This window comes from Streptomyces sp. NPDC006691 (assembly GCF_042869955.1).
Taxonomy (GTDB): Bacteria; Actinomycetota; Actinomycetes; order Streptomycetales; family Streptomycetaceae; genus Streptomyces.
Window position 1 is genome coordinate 430,508 of the sequence record NZ_JBIAGW010000005.1, and the last position, 18,364, is coordinate 448,871.

The following is an 18,364-nucleotide window of genomic DNA, read 5'->3' on the forward strand; positions in this document are numbered from 1 at the left end:
CGGCGGTGGATCGTGAGTCAGGAGGCGCGGCGCTGCTGGCCCGGGTGGCTGATCTCCACATCGCCCGAGTCGCCGAAGGTGAGGCGGCAGGTGTCGGCGCGGTAGGTCGCGACCGAGACCGCCATGGTGCGGCCTTCGGCGAAGTAGCGGGTGGTCACGACGAGGACGGGCGCGCCGGGGAGCCGGTCGAGTTCCTTGGCGTCGTCGGCGCGGGCCGAGCCCAGTTCGACGGCGCGGTCCTGGCCTTCGAGGTCCAGACGCTGGAGCTCGCGCAGCACGGCGCGGCCGCGGGCCGGGCTCGGGGGCACGTCGATCGCGGACAGCTCGGGCACCGAGCCGGCCGGAACGTAGAGGAGCTCGGCGGCGACGGCCTGGCCGTGTGCCACGCGGGTGCGACGGACGATGTGCATCTCCTCGCCGCCGGCCGCGTCGAACAGGCTCCGCACCGCGGCGGGCGGTACGGCGGTCGTCGCGTCGGCGGTCTGCCAGTCGTCGCCGGGCGCGCCGGGCCAGTCGTGCCGGGCGGTGGCGACCGAGACGGCGGTGCGCGGCGGGGCGACCGTGGTGCCGACGCCGCGGCGGCGCTGGAGCCTGCCTTCGAGTTCGAGTTGCTCCAGTGCCTGGCGGAGCGTGGCGCGCGCGACGCCGAACCGGGCCGCGAGGTCACGCTCATTGGGCAGGATCTCGCCCACCGCGAAGTCCGAGTCGAGCGCCTCGCTGAGTACCGTCTTGAGGTGCCAGTACTTCGGTTCCGGCACCGATTCCAGCTGCGTGGTCCCCACCCTGATCCTCCGCAATCGCCGTGTCCGCGGCGGCTTTCCGTGCCCTTGTTTATTAAAGGTTCCTGCACTAACTCTGCGACCATAGGGCGGCCCACCCCCTTGGTCAAGACCAATCCTCGTTCCGTTACGGAGCGCACACGAGGGTTGCCGCAGAGCGTTCACACGGCGTTCGTGCCGCCGTGAAGGCTCTGCGACAAAGGGCCCGCTTCGGGAACGGCCGGGGCTCGGACCACGAACGGCGGTAACCGCGGGCCCGCCCCCCTGTCCGGTATGTCTCTTGAACTCCAAGCTACTGAGCGGTAGTTGTTGCTGACAGGACGTCTAACCGCGGACCGCAGGACAGGGAGCAGCTCCATGAGCGCAGAGGTCTCGTTCACGATCGACACTCCCCTGGGGAGCCGTTCCACCTCGGTGACCTACCGGCGCGAAGGCAGCGGCGAGCCGCTCCTTCTGCTCCACGGCATCGGCCACCACCACCAGGCCTGGGACCCGGTCGTCGATCTCCTCGCCGCCGACCGCGATGTGATCGCGATCGACCTGCCCGGCTTCGGCGCCTCGTCCGCACTGCCCGACGGCGTCTCCTACGGCCTGGCCACCGTGGTGCCGGTCCTCGGCGCGCTGTGCGCGGCCCTCGGCATCGACCGGCCGCATGTCGCGGGCAATTCGCTGGGCGGGCTGCTCGCCCTGGAGCTGGGCCGCGAGAAGCTCGTACGGTCCGTGACGGCGCTCTCGCCCGCCGGTTTCTGGACACCGTCCGAGCGGCAGTACGCGTTCTCCGTCCTGCGCACCATGCGACACGTCGCGAAGGCGCTGCCGCTCCCGGCCATCGAGCGGATGTCGCGCACGGCCGCCGGGCGCACCGCGCTGACCAGCATGATCTACGCCCGGCCCGCCCGGCGCTCCCCCGAGGCCGTGATGGCCGAGACGCTGGCACTGCGCAACGCCCCGGGCTTCGAGCAGACCCTGCTCGCCGGGCAGGGGGTCCGGTTCGCGGACGACGTACCCGGCGTTCCGGTGACCGTCGCCTGGGGCAGCAAGGACCGGCTGCTGCTGCGCCGCCAGGGCGTGCGCGCCAAGCTGACCGTCCCCGGCGCCCGGCTCGTACGACTGCCGGGCTGCGGCCATGTGCCGATGAACGACGATCCCGCCCTGGTCACCCGCGTCATCCTGGACGGAAGCCGCCCGGTGGACACCGTTCCGGTGCGTCCGACGATCCGGCTCGCCTGATCCGCTCCCCCGCACCAATGCCCCGGCCCGGCCCCCTGGGGCGCGGGCCGGTTGTTCACCCGGTGTTCGCACCCGCGCCGCAGGCGCCCACTAGGCATGGCAGGGCAGCCAGCGACCACCCTCCCCAGGAGGCGACACCGATGCCCAACCGCCGTTCCGTACTGAAGGGTTCCCTCGCCGCGTCGGCGGGCCTCGCCCTGCCGACCGGGCTCACCGCGGCCCCCGCGTTCGCCCGCTCGGGGCGCCCGAGTGCCTCCTGGGGCGTCCAGGCCGGCGACATCACCGCCTCGTCCGGGCTCATCTGGACGCGCTCGGACCGTCCGGCCCGGATGCTGGTGGAGACGTCCGCCACCGAATCCTTCCGCCGCGCCCGCAGATGGCGGGGTCCACTGCTCGGCCCGGGGACGGACTTCACCGGCACGACCGCGCTGCACGGCCTGCCGGCCGGCGAGCAGATCCACTACCGGGTCACCCTGTCCGATCCCGACGACCCGGACCGCACCAGCCGCCCGGTCACCGGCACCTTCCGCACCGCGCCCGACCATCGGCACGACGACGTGCGCTTCCTGTGGTCGGGGGACATCGCGGGGCAGGGCTGGGGCATCAACCCGGACCTCGGCGACTACCGCGTCTACGACGAGATGCGGCGCCTGGACCCCGACTTCTTCCTGAGCAGCGGCGACAACATCTACGCGGACGGCGTGATCCTGCCGAGCGTCACGCTGCCGGACGGGCGGGTCTGGCGCAATGTCACCACCGAGGAGAAGTCGAAGGTCGCCGAGACCCTCGCCGAGTACCGCGGCAACTTCCGCTACAACCTGCTCGACGAGAACGTCCGCGCGTTCAACGCCCAGGTGCCGTCCATCGTGCAGTGGGACGACCATGAGGTCCGGAACAACTGGTACCCCGGGCAGATCCTGGACGACGCCCGCTACACGGAGAAGGACATCGACGTCCTCGCGGCCCGTTCGCGGCGGGCGTTCAGCGAGTACTTCCCGATCTCGACGCTCGGCACCGGTGACCGTGCGGGCCGGGTGCAGCGGGTGCTGCGGCACGGTCCGCTCCTGGACGTGTTCGTGCTCGACATGCGTACCTACCGCAACGCCAACTCCCCCGACCGGCAGCCCGACGACCGGGTCGGGATCCTCGGCGCCGAGCAACTCCAATGGCTGAAGCGTGAGTTGGCGCGTTCACGTGCGGTGTGGAAGGTCATCGCCGCGGACATGCCGCTCGGGATCGTCGTCGTGGACGGGGCCACCGACTTCGAGGCCGTGTCCCAGGGCGACCCGGGAACCCCGCTCGGGCGCGAGCTCCAGATCGCGGAGCTGCTGCGGTTCATCAAGCACCGCCGCATCACGGGCACGCTGTGGCTGACCGCGGACGTGCACTACACCGCCGCCACGCACTACGAGCCCGAGCGCGCGGCGTTCCAGGACTTCGCGCCCTTCTGGGAGTTCGTGTCGGGGCCGCTCGCCGCGGGCGGCTTCCCCGCGAACAAGCTGGACGGCACGTTCGGCCCGCGTCCGGTCTTCACCCACGCACCGGCCGCGGCCAATGCCTCACCCATGGAGGCCCCGCCCAACTACGGCGAGATCGAGATCGACGGCGCTTCGGGCGACCTCACCGTGCGGCTGCGGGCGCAGGGAGGTTCGGTACTCTTCACCCAGGTGCTGCGGGCCGGCCTCGTCGGGCAGTGAGGCCGACGGCACGGGCGAACAGGCCGCGAGGCGGAGGCGATCGCTCCAGGCCACGACCTGTGGAAAACAGCCAAAAGAGCATCAGAAGCACACTTAACCCGTCAGTCACAAAACGTTCGTGATCACGCAACACCGCTGCGTCACAGTGATGCCATGACTGATATCCAAGGACAGCTCTCCCACCAGCCCGCCCGCCGCCGTCACCACTGGCGGCGGGACCTCGTCGAACTGGCCGCGCTCTTCACGGCGGTGGCCGTCGCCGATGGGCTCTCGAATGTGGTCGCACACGGTCCCGACGGGCCGTTCCTGCTGGTCGCGTCGGCCGTGGCACTCATCGCCACGGCGGTCTTCCACATCTGGTGGGCCCGCCGCAACAGCCACGCTCCCCCGTTCCCGGACACCGGCGGCACGAGCGATACCGACGCCACGGCGGCCGACGGCGAGGGCGACAGCACGCCCCGCGAGACGGCGCTGTGGCGGATGCGGACGACCGTACGGGACGCGCCCGGCAGCCTCGCCGCGCTGTGCACCGTCCTCGCCGAGCGCCGTGTGGACATCCTCACGCTCCAGACCCACCCGCTCGCCGACGGCACCGTGGACGAGTTCCTGCTGCGCACCCCGGCCGAACTGTCGGCCGCCGACTTGTCCCGGGCCGTAGCGGCGGCCGGCGGCGCCGACACCTGGACCGAACGGGCCGACGCCCACGACCTGGTGGACGCGCCGACCCGGGTCCTCGGCCTCGCGACCCGGACCGCCCTGGACGCGGCCGAACTCCCGCTCGCGCTGCGCCAGTTGCTCGGCCGCTGCACCATCCACTCGTTGCCCGCGGTCTCCTTGACGGGCCGCGCCACCGGCGAGACCGCCCCGGTCGAGGGCGTACTGGAATCCACCGTCATGCGGCTGCGCGATCCCAGCGGCGGGGCGATCACCATCGAGCGGCCCCATCTGCCGTTCACCCCGACCGAGTTCGCCAGGGCGCGCGCCCTGGTCGAGCTGGACGCCCGGCTCGGCCCCCGCGTGCCGCGCGGCGAGGACGTCCTGACGCTGCCCGAGGGCAACGAGATCACCGTGCGACGCGCCGCCCCGAGCGACCTCGAAGCAGCCAAGGCGCTGCACGAGCGCTGCTCCGACCGCACCCTCGGCCTGCGCTACCACGGGCCCGTGGCGGACGCGGACCGCTACCTCGGGCACCTGCTCAGCCCACGTTACGGACGTACTCTCGCCGTGCAGACCGCGTCGGGGCGCCTGGTCGCGCTCGGCCATCTGCTCTGGGACGGCGACGAGACCGAGGTCGCGCTGCTCGTCGAGGACTCCTGGCAGCGTCGCGGCATCGGCTCCGAACTGCTGCGCCGGCTGGTCGAGTTGGCCGTGGAGGCCCGCTGCGACAGTGTGTACGCCGTCACCCAGTCCTCCAACACCGGCATGGTCGCGGCCATGCGCGGCCTCGGGCTGCCCCTGGACTACCAGATCGAGGAGGGCACCCTGGTGGTCACGGCCCGCCTCGCCAAGAGCGCCCGGATGAGCTCCACCACGCGACGCGGGTAGGCCCGGCGCGGGTGCTTCGGGCACCCCTGCCAGGTGTCCCGGCAAGATGGGTGGTGACGCGGAGCCCGCGCTCAGAGAGGATGTCCGCATGCCAGACACTTCCAGCAGCGCGCTGCCCCGCCAGGTCGCCGACGCCTACGTCGACGCACTCATCGAACTCGACCCGATCACCGGGAGCTATCTGGGCGTCAGGGCGAGCCACGCCCTGCTGCCCGACTTCTCCCCCGCAGGACAGTCGGCCCTGGCCGGCCTGGCGCGCGCCACGCTCGCCCGCCTCGACGAGGCCGAGCGCCAGCCCGGCGCGGACAGCGACGCCGAGCGGCGCTGCGGCAGGCTGCTGCGGGAGCGCCTCACTTCCGAACTCGGCGTGCACGAGGCCGACGAGGGGCTGCGCAAGGTCAGCAACCTCAACTCGCCGGTGCACGACGTCCGGATGGCGTTCACGATCTCGCCGACCGAGACCGAGGAGGACTGGCGCGCGCTCGCCTCCCGGCTGCGCGCGGTGCCCGCCGCCCTGGAGGGCTACCGCGCCTCACTCGAACTCGGCCTGGAACGCAAGCTGTTCGGTGGTCCGCGAGCCACCGAGACCGTCGTCGGCCAACTCGGCGAATGGGTCGGCACCGGCTTCTTCGAGGGCCTCGCCGCCCCCGGACCCGAGTCCCTGCGCACCGAACTCGACACGGCCGCCGCCGAGGCGTCCGCCGCCCTCACCGCCCTGCGCGACTGGCTGCGCGACGTGTACGCGCCCGGCATCGAGGGTGCCTCCGACACGGTGGGCCGCGAGCGCTACCAGCGCTGGTCGCAGTACTACAACGGCACCGCGCTCGACCTCGACGAGGCGTACGCCTACGGCTGGTCCGAGTACCACCGGCTGCTCGGCGAGATGAAGACCGAGGCCGCCAAGATCCTGCCCGACGCCGGGCCCTGGGAGGTGCTGGCCCACCTCGACGAGCACGGCGCGCACATCGAGGGCGTCGACGAGGTCCGCGACTGGCTGCAGTCCCTGATGGACGAGGCGATCGAGGCGCTCGACGGTACCCACTTCGAACTCGCCGAGCGGGTACGGAAGGTGGAGTCCCGCATCGCGCCGCCCGGCGGCGCCGCGGCCCCGTACTACACGGGCCCCTCCGAGGACTTCTCGCGCCCCGGCCGCACCTGGCTGCCCACCATGGGCGAGACGCGCTTCCCGGTGTACGACCTGGTGTCGACCTGGTACCACGAGGGCGTGCCGGGCCACCACCTCCAGATCGCGCAGTGGGTGCACATCGCCGACCAGCTCTCGCGCTACCAGGCGACCGTCGGCCAGGTCAGCGCCAACGCCGAGGGCTGGGCGCTGTACGCGGAACGCCTGATGGACGAGCTCGGCTTCCTCACCGATCCCGAGCGCCGACTGGGTTACCTGGACGCGCAGATGATGCGCGCCTGCCGGGTGATCATCGACATCGGCATGCACCTGGAGCTGGAGATCCCGGCGGATTCGCCGTTCCACCCGGGCGAGCGCTGGACGCCGGAGCTGGCCCACGAGTTTTTCAGCGGCCACAGCAGCCGGCCGGCCGACTTCGTGCAGAGCGAGCTGATCCGCTATCTGTCGATGCCGGGGCAGGCGATCGGCTACAAGCTGGGCGAGCGCGCCTGGCTCCTCGGGCGGGCGAACGCCCGGGCCCGTCACGGGGACGCCTTCGACCTGAAGGCCTGGCACATGGCGGCCCTCTCGCAGGGTTCGCTCGGCCTGGACGACCTGGTCGACGAGCTCTCCAAGCTCTGAGTCCTCGGCGGGGGCGACCTGCTCAACAGGCCGCCCCCGCAAGGGAGTTCAGCCGTCGCGGGGGCGCCGCCACCCGGGCGTTCGGCGGTTTCGGGGTGCCGCCACCCAGGAGTTCGGCGGTCCCGGGGGCACCGCCGCGAAGCGGTTCAGCAGCCGCAGTCGTCCGCGCCGAGCGGCGCGGTCAGCGGATCGGCGGCGCGCCGCTCGCTTCCCTCCCACGTCTCGAAGGCGAAGCCCTCGCGCACCCAGTACTCGAAGCCGCCCAGCATCTCCTTGACCCGGAAGCCGAGTTCGGCGAGGGCCAGGGCGGCGCGGGTGCCGCCGTTGCAGCCGGGGCCCCAGCAGTAGGTGACCACGGGCACGGACTTGTCCAGGAGCCGCTCGGCCTGTTCCGCGATCAGCGCGGTCGGCAGGTGGACGGCGCCGGGCACATGGCCCTGGTCCCAGGACGCGGTGGAACGGGAGTCCAGGACGACGAACCCGGGGTCGCGCCCGTCGCCGAGGGCGGCGGCCACGTCGGAGACGTCCGCGTGGAAGACCAGGGAGGCGCGGAAATAGGCGGCGGCGTCCGCCGGCGCGGCCGGAGCGACGCGCAGGACCGGGTTGTCCGGGGCCGGGTCCGGGGACAGGTGCGGGACCGGGTTGTCCGGGGCCGGATCGGCGGGGGCGGTGAGCTGTGTCGTCATGGCTGAAAATCTAGGGTCCGCCGATCCCGCGCGGAAGGTCCGATCCCCGGGGCAACCCTTGATCTGCCGGGGATTTCACGGTTGTCTGGGCGGCATGAACGCGTATTCCCCGGACGCCACCGACTGGCGCATATTGGAAGCCCTTCAGGAGCGGGGCCGGGCCACCTTCGCCGAGCTGGCCCGGGCCGTCTCGATGTCGGCCAGCGCCGTCACCGAGCGGGTGCGCCGCCTGGAGGAGGCCGGGGTGATCGCGGGCTACACGGCCGTCGTCGACCAGGAACGCCTCGGCCGGCCGATTCTCGCCTTCGTGCGGCTGCGCTATCCGAACGGGAACTACAAGCCGTTCCACGATCTGGTGCAGGCGACCCCGGAGATCATGGAGGCCCACCACGTCACGGGCGACGACTGCTTCGTCATCAAGGTCAACGCCCGCTCGATGAGCCACCTGGAGGAGATCGCCGGGCGGATCGGCACGCTGGGCTCCGTCACGACGAGCGTGGTCTATTCATCCCCGCTGCCCCGGCGCGCGATCGGCCACTGAGCCGGACCCCTCGATCCCCCGCAGCCGCACCGCGGACCCTCTACGGTCCTTCACCACTTCGAGCTGGGCGGGGATGCGGCGGCGCAGATCGCCCACGTGGCTCACGATGCCCACGCTGCGGTCGCGTTCGCGCAACGAGTCCAGGACATCGAGGACCTCGTCCAGGGTCTGGTCGTCGAGACTGCCGAAACCCTCGTCGATGAACAGGGTGTCCAGGCGCGCGCCGCCCGCCTCGTCGGTGACGACGTCGGCGAGGCCGAGGGCCAGGGCGAGGGAGGCGAAGAACGTCTCCCCGCCGGACAGGGTCGCGGTGTCCCGCTCCCGGCCCGTCCAGGCGTCCACCACGTGCAGCCCGAGGCCCGAGCGGCCCCGGCCGCCCCGGGCGTCGGAGTGGACCAGGGTGTAGCGGCCGCCCGACATGCGCTGGAGCCTGGCGGTGGCGGCGGCCGCCACCTGCTCCAGGCGGGCGGCGAGGACGTAGGACTCCAGGCGCATCTTGCGCTCGTTGTCGGCGGAGGTGCCCGCGGTGAGCCCGGCGAGCGAGGCCACGCGCTCGTACTCTTCGCGCAGCGGGCCGACCCTCCGGGTCTCCTCGACGGAGCGGGCGCTCAGGGTGCGCAGCTCCGCGCAGCGGGCCCGGGCCGCCGCGAGGGCGGATGCCGCGTCCCGCAGGGCTCGTTCGGCGGCGGCGGCCGAGGCCGCCGCTTCCTCGGTGCGGGCCGGTGCGGCCCGGCCCGCGGCGGCCGTCTCCGGCTCGGCGAGGCGGGCGCCGACGCTGGCCTTCCGCTGCTGCCAGGCGTCGAGCCGGTGCTGGATGTCCCGCTGGCCGCGCTCGTCTACCAGGGCGGCCGACGCCGCGGCGGGGGTGTCGAAGCCGGCCCGGAACGCCGCCTCGGAGAGCCGCCCGTCGGCCTCCTTGAGCCGGGCCGCACTGTCCTCGACGGCACGGACCGCCTCCGCGGCCTCCGCGAGGATGGCCACGCGGTGTTCGAGCAGACCGGCCTGTTCCGCGACGCTGGCCGCGCCCGCCCGTGCCTGGCTCAACTCGCTTTCCAATGCGGCCTGTTCGCGGTCGAGGGCCTCACGGCTCGCGGTCCGGGCGGCGATGTTCTGCTGCGCGGTGCGCTGGGCTGCCAGGCGCTGCTCGTACTCCCGCTCCGCCGAGGCCAGGGCGAGCCGGGCCTCGTGCAGCCCGCCCGCCGCGTCCCGCGCCACTCGGTGCTCCCGCTCCAACTCGCGCGCCGCGTCGGCCAGTTCGGCCACGCTCGCGGCTCCCGCCCCGGCCCGGGCGCCCGCGATCTCCTCGCGCACCGAGGAGAGGGTGGCCTCGGCCTCGGCCCGCCGGCGCTCCGCTTCGCGGTGGGCCTGCTGCGCGGCGTCCTCGGTGGCCCGGTCGACCTGGCCGGTGCCGGGGCGCGCGGGCGCGGGGTGCTCGGCCGAGCCGCACACCGTGCAGGGCTCGCCCTCCCGGAGGCGGGCGGCCAGCTCGGCCGCGATGCCGCGCAGCCGCTCCTCGCGCAGCGTCAGCCATCGCTCGTGCGCCGCGTTGGCTGCTTCGCGGGCGCCCTCGTGGCGGCGCTCGGCCTCGCCCAGGCGGTCCTGCAACGCATCGCGTTCGCGGGCGGCCGCGAGGCGGCGGCGGGCCGGTTCGAGCTGTCCGGCGAGGTGTTCGGCGTGGGCCGCCGCCTCATGGGCGGCCTCGATACGGGTCTGGTGGTCGAGCCGGGTGTCCTCCCAGCGCCCGAGCCAATCCGCGGTGTCGGTGAGGACGCCCTCGTCGGCGCGGGACCGCTGGTCCAGCCGCGAGCGCTCCTCGTCGATCTCGATGCTGCGGCGCTCGGCGCGGCGGGCGGACTCCAGCGCGCCGAGGTCCTGGCGCATCCGGCGTTCCAGGGCGGCGAGTTGATCCGCTCCGGCATCGGCTAGGTCGGGGTGCAGGCGTTCGCGCGAGCGGTCCCGTTCGGCGGTCGCGGTGCGGTGCTCACGCTGGGCCTGCTCCCGCCACTCCAGAGCGGGCGCGACCCGTTCGGCCTTGCGGGCGGTCTCCAGGCGAGCCCGCAGCTCGTCCTGCTCGGGGCCTTGGGCCGCCAACTCGTCGGCTTCGGCGCGGGCTTCGGCGTACCGCGCCTGGAGCGCGGCGAGGTGCCGGGCTTCTTCGGCGAGGCGGCGGGCGCGGTCCTGCCTGTGCTCGGCGGCGGCGAGCGCGGCCGAGGCGATGTCGAGGCGTTCGGTCGCCGCGCTGCGCGCGACCGCCGCCCACTGAAGGACCGCGGAGGCGAGGCCCGGGTCGCCGGGCCGGGCGTCGGGCAGCGGCCAGGCGCGTGCCTCCGCGCCGTCGCCCGCGGCCTGCGCCATCCGCTGGGCGAGCGCGAGCAACCGCTCATCGCCCTCCTTGACCTGGCGTTCCGCGGTCCTGCGCAGCTCGGCGAGGCGGTCCTCCACGGCGGCGAACCGGCGGGTGTCGAAGAGCCTGCCGAGCAGCTTGCCGCGTGCCTCGGCGTCCGACCTGAGGAACTTGGCGAACTCGCCCTGCGGCAACAGCACGACCTGGCAGAACTGCTCGCGGCTCATCCCGAGCAGCTGCCCGAGCTCTTCGCCGATCTCCTGGTGCGAGCGGCTGAGCGCCTGCCAGGCGCCCTGCGCCGGGTCGTATGCGCGCAGCCAGGTCTGCGCCTTTTCGGTGGTGAAGCCGTTGCCGCGCTTCTTGGGCCGGTCCTGCTGCGGACGGCGGGTTACCTCCAACCGCCGCCCACCGACGGTCAGTTCAAGGAGCACCTCGGTGAAGACGTCCGGCGCGGCGTGGTCGCTGCGCAGCGGCGTGCCGGGGCTCTGGCGGGCGCCGGGCACGGCTCCGTACAGGGCGAAGCAGACCGCGTCGAGCACCGAGGTCTTGCCGGCGCCCGTCGGGCCGTGCAGCAGGAAGAGCCCGGCCGTGGACAGCGCGTCGAAGTCGACCTCCTGGCTGCCCGCGAAGGGGCCGAAGGCGGTGACGCGCATGCGGTGCAGTCTCACCGGGCCACCTCGCGGACTCCGTCGTCCACCCGCACGGCGTCGAACGCCCCTTGCAGAACGGTCCGTTCGCGATCGTCGGGGCCGCTGCCGCCGCGTACGTGCGCCACGAAGTCCTCCGCGATCTGCTGGTCGCTGCGGCCACTGAGCCGTTGCGCGTACGAGGCCCGTGGGTCGCCGTCGGCCCGCTCCGGGTCGAAGACGAGGCTGAGGGTGCCCGGGAAGCGGGCACCGATCCGGGCCATCGCGTCGGCCGGGCGCACCGCGTCCGTCAACGTGGCCTCCACCCAGGCCTGTTCGTGCCGGGCCAGGGCCGGGTCTTCCAGGAGCTCGTCCAGGCGGCCGCGGATGCGGGCGAGCGGGCGGGGCACCGGGCAGTCGATCCGCTCGGCCGTGAGGGCTCCGTCGGCGGCGAGGTCGACCAGCCACATGGACTTGCGGTGGGTGGCCTCGGAGAAGGAGTAGGCGAGCGGCGAGCCCGAGTAGCGCACCCGCTCGGTGATCGTCTGGCTGCCGTGCAGGTGGCCGAGGGCCACGTAGTCCACGCCGTCGAACACCCCGGCGGGCACGGCGGCCACTCCGCCCACGGTGATGTCCCGTTCGCTGTCGCTCGGCTCGCCGCCGGCCACGAAGGCGTGGGCCAGGACGATGGAGCGGGTCCCTTCCGGGCGGGTCGCGAGGTCGGCCCGTACCCGCTCCATGGCTGCGGCCAGCACCGCCTCGTGGCCGGCCTTCGGCGCGGCCAGTTCGTCGCGGACCAGGGCCGGCTCCAGATACGGAAGCCCGTAGCAGGCGACGTCGCCGATCATGACGGGGGTGCCGCAGCCCGCCGGGTCGGTGCGCAGATGGATGCCGGCCCGCTCGATCAGACCGGCCCCGACGCCGAGCCTGCGCGCCGAGTCGTGATTGCCGGAGATCATCACGGTCGGCACCCCGAGGTCGGCGAGGCGGTGCAGTGCCCGGTCGAAGAGCTCGACGGCGGCGAGCGGTGGCACCGCGCGGTCGTACACGTCCCCGGCCACGAGGACCGCGTCCACACCCCGGTCACGCACCGTCGCCACCACGTGGTCGATGAACGCGGCCTGGGCACCGAGCAGGTCGACCCGATGGAAGGACCGGCCCAGGTGCCAGTCCGAGGTGTGCAGAACTCTCATGATCCCCGAGAGTAACGGTGGGGTACGACAGCCCGGGCGGCAACGGTGACATCCCTTCGTCCCGGGCCCCACACACCCCTGTCCGCTCCGCCCCCTTTGCCCCCGAAGTCACACTTCGGCCCAGCCCCGACGCCCCGCTCCGGCCCGCCTTCGACGTCGCGCTCCGGCCCGCGCCCGAAGTCCCGTTCCCGGGGCGCCACATACTGGGGGGCTTTTGTCCTGAACATCCCTTTCCGCGTGCTTCACGCGTCCCCGTACACCTCTCCGCCGAGCTCCAGGGTCGCCGTGCCGGCGGTGGCGTCGGCGAGCCAGGCGCGGAAGCCCTCCACGTCGGCCTCGGGCAGGCCGATGCCGATCGTCACGGCCTCGGCGTACCGCACCTCGCGCACCGCGCGCCCCGTCGCCCTCAGGTCGTTCTCCAGCTTGCCCGCACGCTGGTGGTCGACCGTGACCGTGGCGAGGCGGAACCGCCGGCGCACGATGGTGCCGATCGCGTCCAGGGCCTCGCCGACGACACCGCCGTACGCCCTGATCAGACCGCCCGCGCCCAGCTTCACGCCGCCGTAGTAACGGGTGACGACAGCGACCACATAGCGCACCTCGCGCCGGGTCAGCATCTGGAGCATGGGCACTCCGGCGGTGCCGCCCGGCTCTCCGTCGTCGCCGGCCTTCTGTACGGAGGCGTCGGCGCCGATGACGTACGCGAAACAGTTGTGGCTGGCCGTCGGGTGCTCCTTGCGGACGCGGGCGACGAAGTCCTGCGCTTCCTGTTCGGTGGCGGCGGGCGCGAGCGCGCAGAGGAAGCGGGACCTGTTGATCTCGCTCTCGTGCACGCCCTCTCGGGCGATGGTCCGGTACTGCTCCTGCATCCGGCCACCCTATGCGCGGTCGCGCGCCCGCCCCGCCCCGGCGGACCGGGACGGGGCGGGGCGGCGGCGGGTCAGCGCGCCAGGAGCGCGTCGGCCACGGCGGCCGGTACCGGCGCGAGCGGCGCGGGCCGGGTGCTGAAGGTGCCCCGGCCCTGGGTCCGACCGCGCAGCCGCGAGGCGTACCCGAACAGCTCGGCCAGCGGGACCGTCGCCGTGATCACCGCGGACCCGGCGCCGGCGGTGGACGCCGACACCTGGCCGCGCCGGGCGGCGAGGTCCCCGAGAACACCCCCCACGCCGTCCTCGGGGACGGTCACCGTGACCTCCGCGACCGGTTCGAGGAGCCCCATCACACTGGTCCGCAGCGCCTCGCGGAGCGCGAAGCGGCCGGCCGCGCGGAACGCCGGCTCCGAGGAGTCCTTGGAGTGGGTCGCCCCGTCGGTGAGCGTGACCCGCAGTCCGGTGACGGGATGACCGCCGAGCGGGCCTTCGGCCAGCGCGTCACGGCAGCCGGCTTCGACGGCACGGGCGTACTCCTGCGGCACCCGGCCGCCGACCACCGTCGAGCGGAACTCGAATCCCCCTTCCCTCATGGGTTCGACATCGAGGACCACCTGGGCGAACTGCCCTGCCCCGCCGTCCTGTTTGACATGCCGGTACACGAGGCCGCTCACGCCGCGCAGCACGGTTTCGCGGTACGAGACCCGCGGCCGTCCGACGTTGACCGCCACCCCCTGGTCGCGGCGGATCTTCTCCACCGCGACCTCCAGGTGGAGCTCGCCCAGACCCGAGAGCACGGTCTGCCCGGTCTCGGGATCGGTCCGCACGACGAGCGAGGGGTCCTCCTCGGCCAGGCGGGCCAGGGCAGCGGAGAGCCGCTCCGGGTCGGTGCCGCGGCCGGCCTCGACCGCGACCGACACCACCGGGTCGGCCACCGAGGGCGGCTCCAGGAGCACGGGTGCGTCCGGTGCGCACAGCGTCGCGCCCGGCCGGGCCGCCTTGAGGCCCGCCACCGCGACGATGTCCCCCGCCATCGCTTCCTCCCTCTCCTCGTGCCGGCCGGCCTGCACCCGCAGGATCCGGGCGATCCGTTCGATGCGTCCGCTCGCCGCGTCGCGGACGGAGTCGCCCTTGCGCAGGGTGCCCGAATAGATCCGCAGACAGGTCAGGCGGCCACGTGCCGTCGCGTTCACCTTGAAGGCGAGCGCGGCGAACGGCTCGGCCGGGTCGGGCGCCCGCTCCTGCCCTTCGCCCTCGCCCTCCCCCATACCGCGGACCGGCGGCATGTCGGCGGGCGAGGGCAGATAGGCGACCACCGCGTCCAGGAGCGGCTCGATACCGCGGTTGCGGTAGGCCGAGCCGCACAGCACCACCACGGCGTCCCCGCTCAAGGTCAGCTCGCGCAGGGCGCGTTCGAGGGTGTCCTCGGCCAGCTCCGAGGCCGCGCAGAACTCTTCGAGCGCGTCCGGATGGAGCTCCGCGACCGTCTCCTCCAGGAGGCGGCGGCGTCGCCGTGCCTCGTCGAGCAGCGCCGGGCCGACCGGCCCGGCGGTGCACAGGTCGTCGTGCCACACCAGGGTGCGCATCCGTACCAGGTCGACGACGCCGGTGAAGCCGTCCTCGCGCCCGATCGGCAGCTGCACCACCAGGGGCACGGCGCCGAGCCGCTCCCTGATCGAGGCGACCGCGGTGTCGAGGTCGGCGCCCGCCCGGTCCAGCTTGTTCACGAACGCGATCCGCGGCACACCGTGCCGGTCCGCCTGCCGCCACACCGATTCGCTCTGCGGCTCGACTCCGGCGACGGCGTCGAACACCGCGACCGCCCCGTCGAGGACCCGCAGGGACCGTTCGACCTCATCGGCGAAGTCGACGTGGCCGGGGGTGTCGATGAGGTTGACGCGGTGCCCGTCCCAGTCGCAGCTGACGGCGGCGGCGAAGATGGTGATGCCCCGGTCGCGCTCCTGCGGGTCGAAATCCGTGACGGTCGTCCCGTCGTGAACCTCGCCCCGCTTGTGGACGGCACCGGTGGCGAACAGGATCCGTTCGGTGACCGTCGTCTTGCCCGCGTCCACATGGGCGAGGATACCGAGGTTGCGGACGGCGGAGAGGTACGTGGCGGCAGGGTCGAGCCGGTTGGTGCGCATGGCCTGAGGCCTTTCGGGCGTCTTCGCCGAGCGGGCTCGGGAAGCGGCGGAAGGTGACAGCGCGATGGGGGACGACGTCGGGGCACTCGGCGTGCGGGGCACTCCAACAGCACTGTGTGCGCAGGAGTTTGACGTTACGTCAGAAATGTCGGAGGACATGCGGTGAAGGCCGCGCAGCCGTCACCGGGCGACGCGAGACACCAAAATCACGTCGTACCGGCTCGAAGGGGCGAAGTCGACGGCGCGCTGCGTACGCATGGCCCGACTCCCCTGCTCTTCGCTCGTTCGCCCGTCACTCGACGGGCGGCGCGCCACCCGGTCGGTGCCGCGCAGGGCGAGTCTAGGGAGCGGTGCGCAAGAGGTGCACCGGGTTTTCCGGCAACGGTCGCACCGCGCCACCGTGATCAACTGGGGACCCGCATCCACACCCCCAGGAGAGGCCACGATGAGCGCGTGGAACCAGGCACTCGACGCCGCGGGCATCCGCGACCCCGGGCTGCGCGACGACTACACGCGCCAGCGCGAACTGGCCGCCCGCTTCAAGCGCAGCGCCCATCTGGCCGCCCGACTGCTGCTGCCCCGGCCGTTGTTCCCGCACGTGGTGGCCATGACCGCCTTCATGCACCACAGCGACAACCTGCTCGACAGCGGCCCCGAGGAAGGGCGGGCCGCGGCGTACGCCACCTGGGAGCGGCAGGTCCGGGACGCGCTCGCCACCGGCACGGCCGACCACCCGGTGATCCGCCCGGTCCTGGACACCCTCACGGCCCACCCCCGGCTGCGCGGCCACATCGAGGAGTACCTGGGGACCGCCCGTGCCGATCTGGACTTCGCCGGATTCGCGACCGAGGCGGACCATCAGGCGTACATCGACGCGTACTCGCTGCCCGCGTTCATGCTCGTCGCCTGTCTGCTCGCGCCGGAGGGTGACGGCGCGGAGTTCCGCGCGAGGTGCCGTACCTTCATCGACGCGAGCCAGCGCCTCGACTTCGTCAACGACCTGGCGGAGGACCTCGCCGACGGGCGCCTCACCATCCCTCGCGAGACGCTGGAGCGGCACGGGGTCACCCGTGACGACCTGGAACAGGCCCGTGATCTCCCCGGCACCCGGGCGCTGATCACCGCCGTCCTCGGGCAGGCCCGGGCGACCCTCGCGGCGAGCCGCCCGCTGGTCACGACCGTCCCGGCGCCGGGCCGGCCCCTGGTGCGCGCGCTCATCGCGTTCGACGGACTCACCGCCGCTGCCGCCGCCCGCAAGGGCGCCGGGCTCCTGAAGGCATCGGCCCGCCCTTCGGTGCCGGGGGCCGTACGGGTCCTGCTCCGGGAGTACGGGCGGGCGCGCCGGCTGCGGCACACGGCCGTCGACGGCGACCGTTCGGGGCGCACTCCGGGCGCGTGACAGGAATGCCGGTGACGGCCGCGGGTGTTGTCCCAGTGGCCGTGGACCGCGGCTCGCCCACCGGCGACCGCGGCCCGTGGCCCCATCGACCGTGAACCGACCGAGGACACCCCAGGAGACCGCTGTGTACGCCGATCAGGACACCATCCGCAAGATCCTCACCGACACCGGCGACACCTGGGCCGTGGTTGGACTCTCCAACAATCGCCATCGCGCGGCCTACGGCGTGGCCGAGGTCCTCCAGCGGTTCGGCAAGCGGATCGTGCCCGTCCACCCCAAGGCCGAGACCGTCCACGGCGAGCAGGGCTACGCCTCCCTGGACGCGATCCCCTTCCCCGTCGACGTCGTGGACGTCTTCGTCAACAGCGAGCTCGCCGGAGCGGTGGCCGATCAGGCCGTGGCCGTCGGCGCCAAGGCCGTCTGGTTCCAGCTCGGGGTCGTCGACGAGGACGCCTACGGGCGCACCCGGGACGCGGGGCTCGCCATGGTCATGGACCGGTGCCCGGCGATCGAGATCCCGCGCCTCGGCTGAGTGGACCCGGGCTCCGCCCGCATTCGACGAGTGCGGGTATGTACCACTGAATGACACACGCTCATACTGGCGCCAACCAGACCTAGCGGGAGGCACCAGTTGGGGGAGCTGATTCGTACCCGGGACGGGCGGGACTTAGCGGTTGAGAATTACGGGAACCCGAAGGGCAGACCGGTGTTCCTGCTGCACGGCACCCCGGGGAGCCGGCTCGGCCCGGCACCCCGCAGCGCGGTCCTCTACCGCCTCGGGGTCCGCCTGATCACGTTCGACCGGCCGGGCTACGGCGATTCGGACCGGCTGCCGGGGCGCCGGGTGGCGGACGCGGCGGCCGATGTCGAAGCCATCGCAAACGCCCTGGACCTCGACGAGTTCGCCGTCGTCGGACGCTCCGGCGGCGCCCCGCACGCGCTGGCCTGCGCGGCACTGCTCCCGGACCGCACGGCGCGGGCGGCGGCCCTGGTCGGACTCGCGCCGCGCGATGCCCAAGGGCTCGACTGGTTCGAGGGAATGACCGAGTCCAATGTGCGTGAGTACATCAACGCGGCTGCCGGAAAAGGTCAATTGACCACCGCTCTGGAGATGCGGTCGATCACCATCCGGTCCGATCCGCGGCGTTCGGTGAACGACATGCGGCACGGTCTTCCCAAGCCGGACCGGGGCATCGTCGCGGACGCGGGCATCCGGGCGATGCTGGAGCGCAACTTCGAGGAAGGACTGCGGAGTTCGGCCGACGGCTGGGTCGACGACGTGATGGCGTTCAGCACCGACTGGGACTTCCGGCTTGAGGCCATCACCGCGCCGGTGCTGCTCTGGCACGGCGAGCAGGACGTGTTCGCGCCCGTCCAGCACACCCGCTGGCTGGCCGAGCGGATCCCGGGGGCCCAGCTGATCGTCGAGCGGGGCGCGGCCCACTTCGGGGCACTGCGGGTGCTCACCCGCGTGCTGAGCTGGGCCACTTGGTGACGCGTACTGAGCTGGGCCACTTGGTGAGTCGCTGAAGGAGCACGCCGAGCC

General features: G+C 73.1%; 14 protein-coding genes. 8 read left to right on the top strand and 6 right to left on the bottom strand.

Annotated features, from left to right (window positions below; translation table 11 throughout):
- Positions 1-17: 17 nt before the first annotated feature.
- Positions 18-782, bottom strand: coding sequence for a GntR family transcriptional regulator (locus ACFYNP_RS15260; protein WP_388785726.1), 765 nt, complete (start codon positions 780-782; stop codon positions 18-20).
- Positions 783-1,136: 354 nt separating this feature from the next.
- Between ACFYNP_RS15260 and ACFYNP_RS15265 the strand changes: the two genes are divergently transcribed.
- The 4 genes from ACFYNP_RS15265 (at position 1,137) to ACFYNP_RS15280 (ending at position 7,016) form a co-directional block, all read left to right on the top strand.
- On the top strand, positions 1,137-2,009 hold the full coding sequence (locus ACFYNP_RS15265; RefSeq protein ID WP_388785728.1) for an alpha/beta fold hydrolase: 873 nt from the start codon (positions 1,137-1,139) through the stop codon (positions 2,007-2,009).
- Positions 2,010-2,149: 140 nt separating this feature from the next.
- Complete coding sequence (locus ACFYNP_RS15270) at positions 2,150-3,706, top strand: alkaline phosphatase D family protein (protein WP_388785729.1); 1,557 nt, start codon at positions 2,150-2,152, stop codon at positions 3,704-3,706.
- Between the two features lie 153 nt (positions 3,707-3,859).
- Complete coding sequence (locus ACFYNP_RS15275; RefSeq protein ID WP_388785731.1) at positions 3,860-5,251, top strand: GNAT family N-acetyltransferase; 1,392 nt, start codon at positions 3,860-3,862, stop codon at positions 5,249-5,251.
- An 88-nt stretch (positions 5,252-5,339) separates the two neighbouring features.
- The gene (locus tag ACFYNP_RS15280) at positions 5,340-7,016 is read left to right on the top strand and encodes a DUF885 domain-containing protein (protein ID WP_388785733.1); all 1,677 of its coding nucleotides are present in this window, start codon (positions 5,340-5,342) and stop codon (positions 7,014-7,016) included.
- A gap of 146 nt (positions 7,017-7,162) precedes the next feature.
- Here ACFYNP_RS15280 and ACFYNP_RS15285 read toward each other — a convergent pair whose 3' ends face one another.
- On the bottom strand, positions 7,163-7,702 hold the full coding sequence (locus ACFYNP_RS15285; protein ID WP_388785735.1) for a rhodanese-like domain-containing protein: 540 nt from the start codon (positions 7,700-7,702) through the stop codon (positions 7,163-7,165).
- Between the two features lie 94 nt (positions 7,703-7,796).
- On the opposite strand from ACFYNP_RS15285, the gene ACFYNP_RS15290 reads away from it, so the two are divergent.
- Positions 7,797-8,243 (top strand): Lrp/AsnC family transcriptional regulator, encoded by a 447-nt coding sequence (locus tag ACFYNP_RS15290; RefSeq protein WP_388413065.1) that lies wholly within the window; start codon positions 7,797-7,799, stop codon positions 8,241-8,243.
- Here the strand turns inward: ACFYNP_RS15290 and ACFYNP_RS15295 are convergent.
- The 4 genes from ACFYNP_RS15295 to fusA form a co-directional block, all read right to left on the bottom strand.
- Positions 8,208-11,255 (bottom strand): AAA family ATPase, encoded by a 3,048-nt coding sequence (locus ACFYNP_RS15295; RefSeq protein WP_388785737.1) that lies wholly within the window; start codon positions 11,253-11,255, stop codon positions 8,208-8,210. The genes ACFYNP_RS15290 and ACFYNP_RS15295 overlap by 36 nt on opposite strands.
- Entirely contained in the window at positions 11,252-12,406 is a 1,155-nt protein-coding gene (locus tag ACFYNP_RS15300; RefSeq protein WP_388785739.1) for an exonuclease SbcCD subunit D, read from the bottom strand. The genes ACFYNP_RS15295 and ACFYNP_RS15300 overlap by 4 nt, the downstream gene beginning before the upstream one ends.
- Before the next feature lie 242 nt (positions 12,407-12,648).
- Positions 12,649-13,275, bottom strand: a complete 627-nt coding sequence (locus tag ACFYNP_RS15305; protein WP_388413059.1) for a YigZ family protein — start codon at positions 13,273-13,275, stop codon at positions 12,649-12,651.
- 71 nt (positions 13,276-13,346) lie between these two features.
- A complete protein-coding gene (gene fusA / locus ACFYNP_RS15310; RefSeq protein WP_388785741.1) occupies positions 13,347-15,419 on the bottom strand; it encodes an elongation factor G in 2,073 nt (690 codons plus the stop codon).
- A gap of 445 nt (positions 15,420-15,864) precedes the next feature.
- Between fusA and ACFYNP_RS15315 the strand changes: the two genes are divergently transcribed.
- From ACFYNP_RS15315 to ACFYNP_RS15325, 3 genes are all read left to right on the top strand, one after another.
- Complete coding sequence (locus tag ACFYNP_RS15315) at positions 15,865-16,818, top strand: phytoene/squalene synthase family protein (protein ID WP_388785743.1); 954 nt, start codon at positions 15,865-15,867, stop codon at positions 16,816-16,818.
- Between the two features lie 124 nt (positions 16,819-16,942).
- Complete coding sequence (locus ACFYNP_RS15320; RefSeq protein WP_388413054.1) at positions 16,943-17,350, top strand: CoA-binding protein; 408 nt, start codon at positions 16,943-16,945, stop codon at positions 17,348-17,350.
- A 99-nt stretch (positions 17,351-17,449) separates the two neighbouring features.
- The gene (locus ACFYNP_RS15325; protein WP_388413052.1) at positions 17,450-18,313 is read left to right on the top strand and encodes an alpha/beta fold hydrolase; all 864 of its coding nucleotides are present in this window, start codon (positions 17,450-17,452) and stop codon (positions 18,311-18,313) included.
- Positions 18,314-18,364 lie beyond the last annotated feature (51 nt).